This window comes from Plesiomonas sp. ISS29 (assembly GCF_056522795.1).
In genome coordinates, this window is record NZ_JAWRZQ010000001.1 from 1,945,055 (window position 1) to 1,960,895 (window position 15,841).

At 44.1% G+C, this 15,841-nt stretch carries 12 protein-coding genes; 4 read left to right on the forward strand and 8 right to left on the reverse strand.

Annotated elements, in window-relative coordinates; translation table 11 throughout:
- The 7 genes from AC1HDJ_RS08720 to AC1HDJ_RS08750 all read right to left on the reverse strand — a co-directional run bounded on the left by AC1HDJ_RS08720 (position 1) and on the right by AC1HDJ_RS08750 (position 9,302).
- A complete protein-coding gene (locus AC1HDJ_RS08720; RefSeq protein WP_479535113.1) occupies positions 1–1,191 on the reverse strand; it encodes a glycosyltransferase family 2 protein in 1,191 nt (396 codons plus the stop codon).
- Positions 1,188–2,321: a glycosyltransferase gene (locus tag AC1HDJ_RS08725; RefSeq protein WP_479535115.1), complete on the reverse strand. Its 1,134-nt coding sequence runs from the start codon at positions 2,319–2,321 to the stop codon at positions 1,188–1,190. The genes AC1HDJ_RS08720 and AC1HDJ_RS08725 overlap by 4 nt, the downstream gene beginning before the upstream one ends.
- Positions 2,260–3,774: a GumC family protein gene (locus AC1HDJ_RS08730; protein ID WP_479535117.1), complete on the reverse strand. Its 1,515-nt coding sequence runs from the start codon at positions 3,772–3,774 to the stop codon at positions 2,260–2,262. Before AC1HDJ_RS08730 ends, AC1HDJ_RS08725 begins: the two co-directional genes overlap by 62 nt.
- A complete protein-coding gene (locus AC1HDJ_RS08735) occupies positions 3,764–4,174 on the reverse strand; it encodes a hypothetical protein (RefSeq protein WP_479535119.1) in 411 nt (136 codons plus the stop codon). Before AC1HDJ_RS08735 ends, AC1HDJ_RS08730 begins: the two co-directional genes overlap by 11 nt.
- A gap of 217 nt (positions 4,175–4,391) precedes the next feature.
- Positions 4,392–7,082, reverse strand: a complete 2,691-nt coding sequence (locus tag AC1HDJ_RS08740; RefSeq protein ID WP_479535121.1) for a hypothetical protein — start codon at positions 7,080–7,082, stop codon at positions 4,392–4,394.
- Complete coding sequence (locus tag AC1HDJ_RS08745; RefSeq protein WP_479535123.1) at positions 7,079–8,542, reverse strand: glycosyltransferase; 1,464 nt, start codon at positions 8,540–8,542, stop codon at positions 7,079–7,081. The genes AC1HDJ_RS08740 and AC1HDJ_RS08745 overlap by 4 nt, the downstream gene beginning before the upstream one ends.
- Positions 8,535–9,302: an acyltransferase gene (locus AC1HDJ_RS08750; RefSeq protein ID WP_479535125.1), complete on the reverse strand. Its 768-nt coding sequence runs from the start codon at positions 9,300–9,302 to the stop codon at positions 8,535–8,537. Before AC1HDJ_RS08750 ends, AC1HDJ_RS08745 begins: the two co-directional genes overlap by 8 nt.
- A gap of 145 nt (positions 9,303–9,447) precedes the next feature.
- Between AC1HDJ_RS08750 and AC1HDJ_RS08755 the strand changes: the two genes are divergently transcribed.
- The 4 genes from AC1HDJ_RS08755 (at position 9,448) to AC1HDJ_RS08770 (ending at position 14,568) form a co-directional block, all read left to right on the forward strand.
- Positions 9,448–10,776 (forward strand): lipopolysaccharide biosynthesis protein, encoded by a 1,329-nt coding sequence (locus tag AC1HDJ_RS08755; protein WP_479535127.1) that lies wholly within the window; start codon positions 9,448–9,450, stop codon positions 10,774–10,776.
- The gene (locus AC1HDJ_RS08760) at positions 10,734–12,125 is read left to right on the forward strand and encodes an O-antigen ligase family protein (protein WP_479535129.1); all 1,392 of its coding nucleotides are present in this window, start codon (positions 10,734–10,736) and stop codon (positions 12,123–12,125) included. The genes AC1HDJ_RS08755 and AC1HDJ_RS08760 overlap by 43 nt, the downstream gene beginning before the upstream one ends.
- Positions 12,126–12,205: 80 nt before the next feature.
- The gene (locus AC1HDJ_RS08765; RefSeq protein ID WP_479535131.1) at positions 12,206–13,429 is read left to right on the forward strand and encodes a glycosyltransferase family 4 protein; all 1,224 of its coding nucleotides are present in this window, start codon (positions 12,206–12,208) and stop codon (positions 13,427–13,429) included.
- Positions 13,426–14,568, forward strand: coding sequence for a glycosyltransferase (locus tag AC1HDJ_RS08770; RefSeq protein ID WP_479535133.1), 1,143 nt, complete (start codon positions 13,426–13,428; stop codon positions 14,566–14,568). The genes AC1HDJ_RS08765 and AC1HDJ_RS08770 overlap by 4 nt, the downstream gene beginning before the upstream one ends.
- A 28-nt stretch (positions 14,569–14,596) precedes the next feature.
- Here AC1HDJ_RS08770 and AC1HDJ_RS08775 read toward each other — a convergent pair whose 3' ends face one another.
- Positions 14,597–15,667 carry a glycosyltransferase family 4 protein gene (locus tag AC1HDJ_RS08775; RefSeq protein ID WP_479535135.1) on the reverse strand — a complete coding sequence of 357 codons (1,071 nt, stop codon included), beginning with the start codon at positions 15,665–15,667 and terminating at the stop codon, positions 14,597–14,599.
- Between the last annotated feature and the right edge of the window lie 174 nt (positions 15,668–15,841).

Below are 15,841 nucleotides of genomic sequence, written 5' to 3' on the forward strand. Positions count from 1 at the left end.
TCACTCTCCCTGTTGATTAGCCCGTTTCCAACGACCTTTCTCTTTACCCAATAAATAGCGGCATGTACCAATAAAATTGTACCAGTGGCCATTGACAAGGTACTGAATTTTTTTAGCACTGCTAGGCCATACTGTTTTTGGATTAAGATTCATAATGATAATAGATATATAGCCAATGAGTTGTAAAATGAATAGAAATATAAACGCTGGTATCGTTATTGAGAGATAGAGTGATAATAAAAGCACTGCTAGCAAACAAAATGGCATAAGGACACGTAATCCTTTGCCAGAAATGAAGTTAAATGCATTCCAGCGGAAACGGGGATGAAATAGTCGGCGTAAGCGCCAAATTTGCTGCGTATTTCCTGCTGCAATACGTCTGCGTCTTTTAGCTTCAAGTTCAGGTGAGGCGGTTTCCAGTTCAAGCGATAGACAGCGTGGTTCATACACCGCACGGTATCCTTTTGCGATTGCATTCATCGGAAGGATAAAGTCATCATTAATCGTATCGGCTTCAATCGGATCGAGGCACTCTCGGCGAATAAAATAACAAGCTCCATGCATGCCTAGTACCGAGTTTAGCGCTGATTCTGACTGTTTAATCTGAGACTGGTATTGCCAGTAATGTGCTTCGCCTAATGATCCTGCTTGTAATACGCGATATCCAGGGCCTACCACGCCTACATCAGGGTGTTTGAAATGCGCGATAGCCGTCAAAAAGGTATCTATGGGTAATAGTGCGGAGACATCACTAAATGCAACGATAGGGGTTGTGATATTTGTAATAGCCTCATTGATTAAGGCTATTTTACCCCGATTAATATTAAATTCTTCAATGATAAAAGGTAGCCATTGGCATTCTGGCTCGTTCAGTGTATTTCGAGCGATTTCAACGGTATTATCAGTGCAGCCATCACATAATAGATGAATAGTAAAGTGCTCTGCTGGGTAATCTTGTGCGGCAAGATTACGGATTTTTTCAGCAATAGAGGGGGCTTCATTATATGCGGGAATGATAAGCGTAATATTAGGAAGTGATGAGTCATCCTCTGTTGTTGTATAGTGGCGTGCCGTGATGTCTGGCAGTGTGGATATTCGGTGCTGACTCATTTTTTTTAGCAAAAAAGGATAGAGAAAATGATGATAAATAATTAAAAAAGAGACAAGTATAAAAATACTGAGTGCGATCATGCGCCTATTCCTTGGCCGTCTTTATATCTTGACGTATTTTGATAAAGAGATAAATATTGTGTAGCCATATTGTTCAGGCTAGCATTTTTCTCCACAAATGGGCGAGATGTTGTCTGCTCTTGTAATGTAACGCTGTGTATCAGCGCTTTTGCTAATGATTCGGGTTCTCCGAGAGGGACTAACTGACCTGACTTTGGATCAATACACTCTCTACAGCCGCCAACATCAGTGAGTACAACTGGAATACCGCATGCTTGTGCTTCTAGCGGGGATAAAGGTAACCCTTCGGCTTCAGACGCAAGGCAAAAGCTATCTATTGCATGGTAAAATATAGACATATCATTTATCAGCCCTAAAAAATGAACTCTGTGGATAATATTTAACTCATGCGCGAGAGTTTTTAACTGTTGTTCTAATGAACCGATTCCCGCTAGCGCTAAATGTAAATCAGGGCATTGTTTAATAGCATGAAATAAACCCACATGCCCTTTAACCGATTCAAGGCGTGCAGCACAACCGACTATTTTTTCTTTTAGTGGTAAGTTAAGCTGTTGACGAGCTTTCTCTCTATCACCAATAATAAAATGTGTAGTATCTATACCGTTTAGAATAACAACAGGGTGAGCCTTTGGAAGATGGGCTCGAATATTAATAGCAACTTGTTCTGAGTCTGCAACAACAACAGGTTTTATTATTTTAAGTAACAGCCGGGCTAGGTTTCGGCGCTTTTTGTTATTTAGGTGCCAAGCATCATGCTCGGTATGAATAATAGTTTTAATATTAGCAATTCGGGCTGCTAAACCCCCATATAATAATGGGCCAATATGGTGAGTATGTACCACATCAGGGCGTGATTTTTGTAATAAACGAATCAGTGTTAATAGCAAACCGAGCTGTAACCCTGGTTTTTTATCAAGAAAAACCAAGCTGTTTGCTGAGTTTGAATTTTCGATTGTACTTGCTACGCGAGGCCAGTGTTTACAAGCTTGCTCAATATTCCCTTCTAAGCTAATCAGTGAAGATTGGTGATCGTGTTGATATGTACGGTGTAGCTCTAGCGCAATGGTTTCAATACCACCCGGAGCTAAGTGCTGAATGATTTGCGTTATCCTGCGCGGGGCGGTTTTCATACTGTTCCATTTCCTGATTGTAAGGAATTCGTATTAATACGGGTACACCTAATAGCATAGACAGTTTATCACTACGATGCACGGTACTGTCTGTTATTTCTGCAACTAATGCAAACCCACAACCAATAGCAATACCGGCGATAATTCCTGCAATAACAAAGACAAAAAGTGGTGGTGTACTTGGTGATGTAGGGGTGAATGGAGGATCAATTACTTTAACACGATCACCTTTTTCAAACTGACCTAACGCACCGGTAACTTGTGCTTTTTTATAGCGAGTGAGTAAATCTTGATAGATTTCACGCTGAACTTGAAGATTACGTTCAAGTTCTGACATTTGTCGCTCTACATCACCGAAACTGCCAACGCTATTTGAGGCTTCTAACAGCATTCTCTCAATGCTGTTTAACTCCTCTTGAAGCGATTTGACATTGGTTGCGGCTTTTTGTAATTCTTTAAGTTGAGAGTCAAGTAACGTATCATTTTTATTTATTTGACCCGTTTCATTCTTATTACTGTTTTGGGATAAATTGAGTAGTTGATTGAGATCTGAACTATCAATTTTAGGTATTGAGTTTAATTGTGATTGGCGTTCATCTTCAAGTTGTTTTAACCGGTAAATGGCAGCTTGAATTTTACTGTGTGAGTCAGTGTAGCGTGTGCGTAACAGTGATATCTCATTCGTAGTATTTACTATTTGCTGTTCAAGATTGGCAATAATAGGGTTGACTTGTGATATGCCATTTTGTAATGCATTTAATGCCGCTTTCGCACCGGCGAGTTGAGTTAATCGCTCTTCTTGTTTATCTTTTAATGTATGTAACCGGTTGACATTAGAGCTGTAGAGGTCGGGTAGTTCTGCCGATTGTCGGCGTTTAAAGTCAGCGAGGTTTTTTTCCGCTTTATTGAGTTCTGTTTCTTGTTTAGTAATTTGCTCTTTTAGAAACTTCTCTGATCCGCTGATAGAGGATTGCTCTGGTGCAAGTACATTATCTAAAAAACGCTGGCTAATAGCTTGTAATATTAACGCACTGTTTTCAGGGCTTTGTGTTTTAAAGCGTAATTGAACCAAATCACTGCCGACTAAGTTCAGTACAACAGAAGAGGAGAGCAGATTAATTTTATTGTCATAATCACTTTGGCTGGCATTTGCAGGCAGTAATTTCGCATCATCAATAACCATTTGCAGAACATAACGGCTGTGCAGAAGGCTATCAAGTGCGGCAAAACGATCTTTTAAATTGGTAGAAACAGAGAGATCTTCCAAAAATGGGTTCAGCTTTGATGTTTCCTGAATGAGCAGCGTGGTATACGACTGATACTGTTTTGGCGTAAATATACCGATTAGAGTTGCCAGCAAAGGCATGAGTAGGAGAGGGGTGACAATCAGAGCACGTCTTCGCCATGCACCGTTTAATATGGCACATAAAGACAGGTAGAGGTTACTGTTCACGGCTCACCTCAATGCGCAAACTATCTGCACGCGCTTGCGGGGTATATTGCAAGTTTAGAGCAATAGGTCTGGCAACGAGCATTTTTTCAATCAGTTTTAAGCGTTGATGTGCCTGTTGTGCGCTATGAAGGGAGTCTCCTTCTGCAGGGCCAACAGATACCGTGAGTGCACTTGGATCTTGCTGCGCGATAAATTGGTAGAATTGCTTTTCATCTTCAGCAGAGAGAGCGTGGCTGCTTTTGGAATATTCAGCACTAAAGGTTTGTGAGTGCGTGCTCTGTACAGCGCGCAATTGCTGTATTGCAGCCAGATCAACCGGCTGTTTACTGCTGGTTTTAGTACCACAAGCAGAAAGCAGAAGTATGAAAACGATGTGGCTTATTGTGTAGTAACGTTTCATTCTCACGGGTTGTCCTTTACACACGATGGCTTGCTATTACAGCTTTAGCGGCTCATTCGGCAACAAAGCAATCTCTTTTGCTACCATAGCGTTATACAATATGAAGCACATTGTTATTATAAATAAAATACCAATCTAAAAAGTGATCGGCAAGGCAACTTTGCATTTACATTTTTATTTGAGCTTACGCACATATCATGATCGCATCTGGTTTGCATTATGTTGATTTTGCTGGCAGTACAGCCAATGCTTGAATTTGACCAATCCATTGATTAAGCGTTTGTTCGGAGAACGATTCCGCTGCACGCCACGTATCAGGCATCTGATCCCATATTTTTTGTCGTAAGACTTTGGCTGCGGGAAGTGTTTCACTTTTCTGATCAAGCCAATACAGCCAGCGTAAATCTTCTATGCCTGATGTTATGGCAAACAGGGAGCGATCAACGTCAGGAATAGCAGTACAGTAGGTTGTCATTGGATATAAAAATTGGAAATCAGCTTCTCGGCCATCAGTTGGGTCAAAGGGGTCAGCGGTTGGCATACGAGCATGCCATTGCATGTAACCCTCTGCGCCGGTACGCCACAGGTAAAAACCACTGGCAATACGTTTTGCGCCTAAGTTATACAGCCAAACTTGAATATTTTGTTTTTTCAGTGCCGATATTTGCATACTGTCAGCACCAAACCCTGCATTGATCAGCGCAAGATCGATGTGCTGTAACAGTGCATTTTGCATGGGGTGGTTAAAGTGTGCCGCTAATTTTGTTTTGGGTGATTTCTGGTGCAGATTGTCGGCAAATTGAATTAACAGCGGAATATCACTGGTGTTGGGTTCATCAGCTAAACTCCATGCAATAGGCTTGGTGGCACGCTGATCTATTTCGGTAATACGGGCAATAGTCTCGTTATCCCCCATAGCTTCTAGGGCTCTTTTTAGTGGGGTATAGGCCAGTAGGGTGGCTGACGGTGTCAGTTTTGTTGCGGTATCTAGATCCTGTTGAAAGGCTTGCATATTATCATTGGTTGGGGTGCTCAATGGTGGGGCATATGTGGTTAATCCGGCGTTAGAAAGCCAAAGCATGTCGCACTGTGCTGCGGCATCTGCGCTGTTTGCATCAAACCAACTTAAATGGGGTGCTTTATCAAGATAGACACCAATAGGTAAGGGGATATCAGGCAGCTCGATATCCAATACCTTAATTTTAAAGGGGGTATTAATTAACTGCTGAGTGGTTTTTATCTGAATATTTCCACTGTAGATACCCTCAGGTGTACCCGCCGGTATTGATAATGCGATATTCAGTAAACGTGGTTGTTTCGGTGATAACGGCACGTTTTGGGTATCACTGCGTAGATAATCGGCACTGATAGAAAGTGCGTTGGTTTGTGCTAGCGGCCGACGCCATAACCACTGACCCCAGCGTAATTCACTGTTTAGGGTAACTCCATTAAGTGCTGGTGCTTGTACACTAATATCTGCTGTTGTTGCCTGTTTGATACTTTGACTATCAATAACAAAATTTAGGTTCAGGTGGCTGTTTGAGCCTGTTTGTGTAATATATTCAGCGGGTTTATCTTCATTTGCTAACGATATTAGTGTGGCATCGGTAGGCAATGCTGCTGGTGTTGAATCTATATTCCAATTTTCCCGAAACAAGGTTGCGAGGCGGGTATCAACCGTTTCGGCCGGTGTCAGTATTTTTTTACTTTCCGAGGAGGGGGTTGTAATCGGATTTTCAGCGCTTTTATCAGGCCAGAGCAGCAGTGCGGATAAAAACTGAGCATCTGTTGAATCACCGTCTAGGGCAATGACCATATCACCATCGGGTTGTGTAAAGGTATAGTCTACACTGCCACCACGCCGTTTCTGGATCTGTTGCCATGCATCGCCATCGGGTTTAGCTTCATCTTTTGCACCTGCCATATAGCGTTGAGCAATCCATGTCTCGGGTGTCATTTTTTGCTGCCAAATGACATTTTGATTAACTTGGATACGGCGTTCTAACGGGTGTGGCAGATACTCCCATTCCCCTAAATCTTCTGTCCAAAGTCTTAAGTGATAGCGGCCTGCCGGAAGAGGAAGGCGTATTTCGCTGATACCCCGTAACCCATCATTGAGCAGTGCTGAACTGCCTGCGCGCTCTGTTACCGACATTGGGCCTTTCAAATGTGGATCAGTTTCACTGATACGGGTAAAACCACTAAACGGCGGGCGTGAAGCTGCACCAAAATCCCATGCAATAACATCTTCGGAAAACTGTAAACCTTTCTCTGATCCGATTTTATTGATAATCAGAGGCGGTGCTTCAATGTTAAACAGATAAATTGCCCGTATTTTTGCAAGGTTGAGTGGTGTTTTGTTGGGGGTTTGTAGTGCACTTAAGGGTAAACGCAGGCGGAAATTTCCGGTAGGAATAACTCGCTCTTCATTTACTCGTGAGTTGTATCCGGTAGAGTTTGCATCATCAATGCGGATCACCAAGAGGTTATTTTTTGTTGAAGGGTTATTCCCCTCAATAATTAAGTCATCATTCTTATGCCATTGCTGATCGGTGGTAAATTCCCAGTTTTGGGGCAGTGAATTCTCTGCACGCAGAGGCAAAAACAGTGCCGAGGGGTGTTTATCTTTTGTCCCGACCGAGTCTGGTGAGGTGAGCGTAAATGTGGGGATTGCCGGTTCATCGGCTAGTGCGGTTTGTGCCGGCAAAAAATAGGTGATCAGAGCTGAGAAAAATAGAAATAGAGCTGATACAACAGAGCGACCATATTTTGGGGATGGATACTCTGCCCGAATGATTAATGTGTGCGTGGTGTGCGTACGATGATCACTTTGCGTGCATGCTGACCAATGCAATGCACAACGTAGGTAATTATGTAATAAGTAAGAGCGAGCACAATAGTAAATCATAAGCGATCCAACAGAAGGTTGAGGTCATTCACTCTGGCTTCCCAGCTCTGTTCGGTGACTCGCTGGTAACGTTCATGGCGTTGCATGCCTAGCTGAACGACGGCATCCCAATCGGGGGAGGATTGTTCCAACCATTGGCTGAATTGTTCGATATCGGCCAGTTCATGTTGAGTGTTATTGAGATGTTCATTGCTGTCTGGCGCGAACATATGACTCCGCTTAGGGGTATCAAGTGCTGCAAGTTGTAATGCAACACAAAAATTATGGGCCGAATTAGCGGTATGAATCAGATCGCGGTAGCCATCGAGTGCTGGAAAATCAGTGCATACAATGGGTTTTTTTGCGGCCAAATATTCCCGTAATTTAAGCGGGTTGCAGGCTCTTATCTGCGCATTATCGTGAAATGGCAGCATGGAAACCTGCCAGTATTGCACATAGGCCGGAAGATCATGATGTGCTCGAGGGCCCAATATATAGATATTTTCCAGGCCATGAAAAGCTGATATATCGGTTTGAATAGGGCCTATTAGTACAAAATTCCAGTCTGTTAATGTGCGGGCAACATCGGCAAGCAGTTCAACGTTGATCCATGTTGAGAGGCTGCCATAGAATCCGGCAATGGGCTTTCCGGTTGGTAAATCGGCGGCTCGAGCTTGGGGCTGAGAGAATAGCTCTACATCAACACCGTGTGGAAGCAGCTGTGTTTTTTCTGCTGGAAATCGGGATGCTAATGTCGGGCTTGCCGCTAGAATTAGGTCAGCTTTCTCGACAAGTTCTTCTTCTAACTGATGAATGGCCTGATGATCGACCCCTGCTAGTGCAGAGAAGTCATCACCGCAATAGTAGATCACCGCGCGCTCGTTTAACGTATTAATTAGATCAACGCCGGTAGGCAGAGATAACCATAAAATGGGTGATGTAATGTGATGTTTTTTCATCACACTACTGATCTGTTTTTTGAGTAGGTAACGGTTAATCGGCCTGGCCCATGCAACACCCGGTAGGGGTAAGGCAAGTGGCGCGATAACAAAAGGTTCATATAAGGCTGAAACACTTTCAGAAATGGGCTCAAATTCAGAGGGTGCGTGTGTATTTTCCGCCACAGTAGTTTTAGATACTGCGGTTTCAATGTTGTTTGTAGTATCAACCACGGTTGTGTCAACAGCGGCTGTGCTAGCAACACTGGCCTGAGTGTGTAAGTTCATACCTACACGCGGGATTTTCTGGTTATGGCGGCTACGTAAGATGGCCCACAACTTTTGCCATAAACGGCTCAGATCACGCCGATTAAGGCGGGGTCTACGTAGGCCAATAGAGTTAACCCAGATAATCTGGCGATCATGCAACAGGCGTTTGATCAGATGCTGAGTGCTGCTTGGGTGGCCACCCCAATCTTCACCTAAGACGACTAACGGGGGTTTATTTGCACGGATTTCCGCTGTCTGGTCATGGTTATTCATGGGATGACTCGTGCATAAATGGTTGTGAATCTGATGCTGAAAATGGCTCAGATGCAGAGGGAAGAGCTCGGATGATTTTGGCAGGAATGCCGGCAGCAAGTACCCGATCAGGTAAATCATGGGTCACGATGCTGCCTGCCGCCACGACCGTACCATAACCGATATGAACGCCTGCATTCACCATTACCCCTGTTCCCAACCAGACTTTGTCTTCCAGCACAATATCACCGACCTGATCATCGTGCTCAGCCAGACCTGCCGCTCGCTCTTCAGGGTTTAACGGGTGACCGGGAAAGCCGGCTAAAAATACTTTTCCGGCCATAAATACATCGTTACCGATTTTAATTTTCCGGCCAACAGCAAAGGTAGTTTGCCAGCCAATATTACAGCGATCGCCAATTTCCAGATGTGCGGAGTGCGCGGTTTGGCGGCCAATAAATGAGGATATGCCACTGATTTGGCATTTTTCACCGATGCTAATCTGTAACGGGCCAATAATTTGCGGCATACCGCTATACAGGTAAAGTTGTGGGGCTGTTGCAGTTAATCTGCTTTGAAATAAAGGGGTCCAGTACAGTATTCGCAGTAACCCTGACAGCATATTTTTAATAATGTAATGCAGCGAATACAAGGCGCGGTGTAGAGGGCGGATCACCGGAAAAGAGCAGGAGCGTAGCTGTTTTGCGGTGTTCCATATCCAGCGAGCGCTGGGAGATTGCCCCTGTTTTGCCCATAGCCGAAAGCGACTTATCCATGTCATGACTGTGTGCTCATCTTAGAAAAACAAAAGAGTAATACTTAATTATTAAGACTATTTTGCCTATTTTGCCAGTTTATCTAGTCAATAATCAGAAACATGACTATAAAGATCTGATAATTCTTTGACTTATGATGGTACGGACACCATGCGGATAAAAATTCCGGCAGCGTTGCAGCAGATGTTTTTTTACGGCCTTGGGCTGATCCTGATGAAGGGGATCTCACTGCTAATGCTGCCTGTTTTTACCCACTATTTGTCGACGGCTGAATTTGGGCAACTTGAGGTGTTACTGGCACTGATCAATATCGGCACGTTACTGCTGGGCTTAGGGTTGGTTGATGCGCTGTACCGTTTTGCTGGTGTTTCACATACACCAGAGGAGCGTAATCAGGTTGCCGGAACGTTGTTTGGGCAAACCTTAATTATTGCAATATTGGGTGTTCTGGTTCTTCTGCCTTTTTCCGATCACATTGCGGCGTTATTGCCTGGTGTTGTTTCTGTTTCAGCTGTTCGCTGGGCTTTGATCTCTATTGCCTTAGAAGGGGTTATTGGTATTCCACTTGCATGGATACGCATGAAAGGAATGGCCCGTTTTTTCTTCTTGTGTACGGCTGGGCGAGTTGTGATACAAGCGTTTTTGATTTGGATTTTTCTGCGTAGTGGTTACAGTGTTGAAGGTGTGATTATGGTGGGCGCACTGGCTAGCTTAGGGCAAGCGATTTTAATGGGCGGCTGGCAGTGGCGTGATACCGGCTCCCACTTTAGATTGCAAAATAGCACGCAGTATTTACGTTATGGTTTCCCAATATTAATTAGCGGTCTGGCTGGTTTTGCGGTAGCAGGGTTAGACCGCTGGTGGTTGGCTGGTTCTGCAGGGGAAACTGAATTAGCCTATTATGCGGTAGCGGCTAAATTTGCATTAGCTGCCGGATTAGTATTGCAACCTTTTGCGCTCTGGTGGTATCCAAAACGGTTTCAATTATTGGGTGATGCAAAAGGGCTACAGCAAAACGCAGACTTTGCAGAGTTTGGGGCATCTTGCGGTTATTTATTGGCTGGCGTGGTGGGTGTTATTGCGCCTTACTTAATTATGAAGTTAACACCGGCTGCTTATCACCCTGCAATACAGTTAGTTCCCTGGTTAGTGGCGGCAATGGCATTTAAAACACAATCTGAATTGATGAATGTAGGTTGTTACAGCCAATCTGACAGTAAAATACAGATGAATATTCATCTGGCCAGTAGTGCTGTAGGTGTGATCGGCTATGCAATATTAATTCCCTTTTTTGGGGTTTTTGGCGTTATTATTAGCCAATTATTGGTGAATATATTACGCGCAGGTCTGTTTTTTTATTGCAGCCAACGGTTATTGTATCTGCCTTATCGCGGGTATGGGGTAATTAGTTCGGCATTGTTAATGGGGATAGCGCTATGGATAGGCCAGTGGTGGGTAGCCCAACACCCCATTTTATAATTCGCCATGGTAAAGCGATATTAGTGAGCACACTGCTTTGTGTGCTGGTTTCTGCTGTATGGTGGTTTGTGCCTTTACCATTAATTGGCCCTATTTTAGGAATGTTGATTATTGGTGTGCTACTGGTTTTTCGTTTTCCATTTTGGGTCGTATTGGCTTTTATCGCATTTTCTTTTTTCCGTATTCATGAGGTAATTCCTCAGCTTAACCCACTGCGTTTACCACAACTTCTTGCTGTAGCAGCATTGGCAGTATTGCTGTGGCACACGTTAATGACAAAAAAAATCCAGCCATTTTGGTGTTCAGAATTTAAGTGGCTAAGTATCTTTTTTGTACTGGTGACGATGGGTGTTTTTATGGCAGCAAACCGTGGTGAAGCATTGGCGGCCTGGAATGGCACGTATGTGAAAATTGTCACGATGACATTTGCTATTGCATGGCTGATGGATAGACCGGCCGATTTTGCCATGGCAACGCGGGTTTTTATTGCTTGTGGTTTATTGGTAGGTATTGTTGCTCTGTATAACAAAAGTGCCGGAATAGGGCTGGTGGAAGAGACTCGTGTCACCATTGGTCGAGAGTTGGGTTCAGTTTTGGGTGACCCAAATGATTTAGCATTAGTATTGCTATTTCCTGCCGGATTTTCGTTAGCCACAGCACTTGAATCTCGCGCACATAAGATGGAGCGATTTTTTGGCTTGGCCGGATTTGTCGTTAATTTATTGGCTATTATTGCGACACAAAGCCGAGGGGGGTTACTGGGTATTTGTGCTGTGATGGCTGTATCCGGTTATCGGAAAATAAAATCAAAAGTCTTGCTATTTTCTCTGGGAACTGTTGCGCTATTAATCTTATTTGCTGTTGCCGGAATCAGTGGCCGCAGTTCGGGCGGGGCATCTGAAGATGGTATTGATGCTTCCGCGATGGGGCGGTTATATGCGTGGGAAGCAGCCTGGGGAATGGCAGTTGCACACCCATTTCGTGGGGTAGGGTTAAATAACTTTTACTATAATTACTATTTTTATAGCCCACATTGGGATGGGTTAAATCATGCTGTTCACTCTACATGGTTTAATGTGTTATCTGAAACCGGTTTTTTAGGGTTGACGATTTTTTTAATTATGCTTTTTTCAACGCTATTGCATATTTGGCGTGTGGCTTCTAGCCTTGATAGTTCAGAACCGCATTCAGTAACAATTGCAATTAATGGGGTTGTAGCCAGTATTATCGGGTTTTGTGTTTCAGGCACATTTTTAACACAAGGTTTTACATGGCCTGTCTATTTACAATTAGCAATTGCGGTAGCGGGTATGCGTGCGATTGAAAAACAGCGAGCATTGCGATTGTAAATATTTCAATGAACTTTATTTCATCAGTGTTGAATAATATGTTGGCGTAATGGCACACATTTTATGAAAGGATAACTGAAATGATGCCGATTCCCGTTCTGTTTGTACATTATGGTGAAACATGGATTAGAGGCAGTGAGCGCTGTTTATTAGATTTACTAGCGGGCTTAGATACTCGGCAATATTTACCGATAGTGTGGAGTAACAATAGTGCGTTATTAACGCAAGTAGCACAATTGGGTATTGAGGTTTATTTTACCCCATTTACGTTAATTGGCGGGTGGCATGCTCCACGTTGTGATCTTCGTGCTTATTGGCGGCTACTCAGGCAAGCGGGCGATATTATCGATGAGCATGAGATTAAACTGGTTCATTGTAATAGCGGCGCACCTTGTCAGTGGATGGTGCCTGTTGCCCGATCTTACCATTTACCCCTTTTTGCCCATTTACATGCCCGTTACCAGCCGCGAGATCGTTACAGCTTATTGTTGCATCAGGTGTCGTTTGCCGCCGGAGTCAGTAAACCAGTCATTGAAGGGTTGATTGATGATGGAATGCCAAGCTATCGGCTGAAGGTTATTTATAACGGTATTGATGCTAATCGATTAGCACTGCATCCGATTGCTGATATTCGCCAGCAACTGGGCATTCATAAAGATACTCTGCTACTGATTTCAGTAGGATCACTGATTGTGCGAAAGGGCATGGATATTCTTATTGATGCCGTAAAAAAACTGCAGGATAAACAACGCGATGTGGTGTTGGTTATTCTGGGTGAAGGTGAAGATCATGCCGCACTCACACAGCAAATTCAAGAGCTTGGTGTGATGCACCGAGTTTTCATTGTAGGTGAGATAACAGATGTCGGCGGATGGCTACGCGGAGGGGCTGATATTATGGTGTCTGCTGCCCGTGAAGAGGTCTTTGGTCTTGTCTTGGCTGAGGCTGGCTGGGCGGGGTTACCGGTGATTGCTTCTCGGGTGGGAGGGATCCCCGATGTTATTGCCGATCAGGTTTCAGGGCTTCTATTCCCTGCTGAAGATGTTAATGCTTTGGTTGCGGCTATTGAGAAATTACACGATTCACCGCAATTACGGTTACAAATGGGGCAAGCTGCTCGCCTTAGAGTTGCACAGCAATTTTCTGTTGAGCGCTATATCCAAGATATTCAAGCTGTGTATCAGCAGCTATTAACAAATCCGGAAATGCACCTGACATGGCGTAATGGTTGGCGCTGTTTTCCTGGGGTATTGCGCTGGTTATGGCAGCGTATGTGTGCTTTTTTCTCAAGAGGTGCGGAATGACAAGGCGTATTTTATTGCTTGATCCCATTGCATTTAATGGGGGGTCAAAAGTTGCCAACCGCTATTTTTTGGGGTTATTACCAGAAGCTCAGGCGCAAATTACTGTACTGACCCGTAATGCGAGTGCGTGGAAAACCACGGGGTGGCGTACGGTAAACTTATATGAGTTGCCGTTTGTTCGTACTGCTGAATCGGGGATCCCCTATTTTTTACGGCATCTATTTTTTGCGTTACAAGTGCTGCTGCTACGTCTTCGTTTGGGAATAGGGAGTGTGTTGATTGGTGGGTCAGGCCCTGGTGTAGATTTGGCACTGTATCTGAACAAATTAATTGTGCCGGCCCAGATAGTACAATTAGTTCACGGCCCGGTAGCGCGTTCACGTACGTGCGGGCGCTGTTTAAAAATTGCGGATCGGGTGTTGTACCTGGCTAGTTGTGAGGAATCACTAAAAGCGGCACTGAGTGCCGCAGGTGAAACCGAATATAAAATTAATCAGCGTTTACAAAGTGATGCATGGTCTATCATGCAAAATGGTATTCCCCGTTCATGCTGGCCATCGGCTATGCTAGCCATCAACGCAAGCACAGAGGCTCTGCCAGTAAAGATTTTCTGGGCGGCTTCTATCCTAAAATGGAAGGGGTTAGATCTGTTGCTTAATGTTTTGCAGCAAGCGGCTGTTGAACCTCAAAAGGAGACTACTTGGGAGACAGAGATCTGCTTTCTTCGTCCAAAAGACATTACGTTACCGGTGACACAAATACCACGGGCTATTTCCAACGTTCATTGGCATGAAGAGCCGGATAATCTGGACCAGATTAGATCGACCTGTACGGTATTTATTTCAACCAGTGAGAATGAACCCTTCGGGTTGTCTATTTTAGAAGCGTTGTGTGTGGGTTTGTGTGTTGTGATCCCAGCAGACGGTGCGTATTGGGATCAAAAGCTTGAACATGGTGTAAATTGTTTGAAATATCAGCCTAATAGCAGTGAAGCACTGCTGCAGTGTTTGAAGCAATTACAACAACAACCGGCGCTGATCCATGAACTTGGTTTGGCAGGAGAACAGGTTGCGGCTGCGTTTCGGGCTGAAATTGTCTATCAGCAGCCGCTTGAGGTGATCAAAAAACTGTTAGGCTGATCTCTCGGATCTTGATAGTTAAATGGTATCAACCAGACAGCGCCGACAGATACTGCAGCATAATATGGGGAACGGCGGCTTCCGGCGTATATTGTTTGGCGATAGATGCCCGTGCTTGCCGTTGTATGCGGGTGCGCTCTGCATCCTCCAAATTCAGCCAATATGTGATAGCTTGATTCATTTGCTGGCTATTTTGTGCCTGAATCAGCCAACCGTTATGGTTATCTTGAATCAGATCGCCCAGCCCACCGATATTAAATGTGCAGACCGGTATTCCATGGGCAAGCGCTTCAAGTGCGGCAAGCGGTAATCCTTCCGCACGTGAAGTAATACAAAGTAGATCAATATCCGGCCAAACTTGTGCCATATCAGCACAAAAACCGTGAAAAATCACCTGATCATGGTATTCAGCTTGCAGTGTTGTATGCATTGGCCCATCACCGTATAAATGAAATTCAGCATAAGGGTGCTCTTTTGCCAGCTGGCAAAAAATATCAGGGCCTTTTTCGTGGCTAAGGCGGCCTACAAACCCGATACGGGTATGCTGATTGATATTTAATTGTGCGGGTAGATCCACAAAATTAGGGATAACCGCCACCGGTTTGTACAGCCGTTGGGCAATACTCTTGCTTACGGCAATTCTAGGGGCAAGGCAGGCGGTCAGTAAATCGACCGTAGTATAAAACCGCAAACGGCCAGTGCCCATATCCCCTGAATGGTAGGTTGAAATGACTTTAATACCCGACAATCGTCCAAAAATACGGCATATAATACCGGCTTTATAGCCGTGTGAGTGCAGTAAAGCGGGGCGTTGCTGGCGCATATAGCGGATGAAATCACGTGAGCCGTGGCAAATATGATACGGAATATTCAACCGTTTTAACCGATTGATATTGGGGCTTGAACCGTAGTCATCCATTAACACCACAGTGGGTTGGCAACCTTGTTTTTGTAATGCTTCTGCCAGAGTGAAAACATGGTTTTCAATTCCACCAATCTGTCGGCTATCTAGCACCAACCAAATTGGCTTACCGGCACATGCTGTTTTTAGCGCCGAAAGTGTAGTTGATGCGTTATTGTGATCGGTATGTCGTTCCATGACAGAGCCTTCTTTATCTTGGTTGTATTTATATGAATATCAATTCTATTAATATAGCACAATATGTAGACTTGATTGCTTATTATGGGGAATTTTTAAAGTCAGAGAATTTAAACAAAGATTAACATTAGGAATGTTTATGCCCATGTTTATTTTTATTATGTTTTTCAAAAT

What these genes read in the sequence shown, in the direction of transcription:
- AC1HDJ_RS08720 (WP_479535113.1), bottom strand. Translation starts at nt 1,191, where the DNA reads ATGATCGCACTCAGTATTTTTATACTTGTCTCTTTTTTAATTATTTAT.
- AC1HDJ_RS08725 (WP_479535115.1), bottom strand. Translation starts at nt 2,321, where the DNA reads ATGAAAACCGCCCCGCGCAGGATAACGCAAATCATTCAGCACTTAGCT.
- AC1HDJ_RS08735 (WP_479535119.1), bottom strand. Translation starts at nt 4,174, where the DNA reads ATGAAACGTTACTACACAATAAGCCACATCGTTTTCATACTTCTGCTT.
- AC1HDJ_RS08740 (WP_479535121.1), bottom strand. Translation starts at nt 7,082, where the DNA reads ATGATTTACTATTGTGCTCGCTCTTACTTATTACATAATTACCTACGT.
- AC1HDJ_RS08745 (WP_479535123.1), bottom strand. Translation starts at nt 8,542, where the DNA reads ATGAATAACCATGACCAGACAGCGGAAATCCGTGCAAATAAACCCCCG.
- AC1HDJ_RS08750 (WP_479535125.1), bottom strand. Translation starts at nt 9,302, where the DNA reads ATGACATGGATAAGTCGCTTTCGGCTATGGGCAAAACAGGGGCAATCT.
- AC1HDJ_RS08755 (WP_479535127.1), top strand. Translation starts at nt 9,448, where the DNA reads ATGCGGATAAAAATTCCGGCAGCGTTGCAGCAGATGTTTTTTTACGGC.
- AC1HDJ_RS08760 (WP_479535129.1), top strand. Translation starts at nt 10,734, where the DNA reads ATGGATAGGCCAGTGGTGGGTAGCCCAACACCCCATTTTATAATTCGC.
- AC1HDJ_RS08765 (WP_479535131.1), top strand. Translation starts at nt 12,206, where the DNA reads ATGATGCCGATTCCCGTTCTGTTTGTACATTATGGTGAAACATGGATT.
- AC1HDJ_RS08770 (WP_479535133.1), top strand. Translation starts at nt 13,426, where the DNA reads ATGACAAGGCGTATTTTATTGCTTGATCCCATTGCATTTAATGGGGGG.
- AC1HDJ_RS08775 (WP_479535135.1), bottom strand. Translation starts at nt 15,667, where the DNA reads ATGGAACGACATACCGATCACAATAACGCATCAACTACACTTTCGGCG.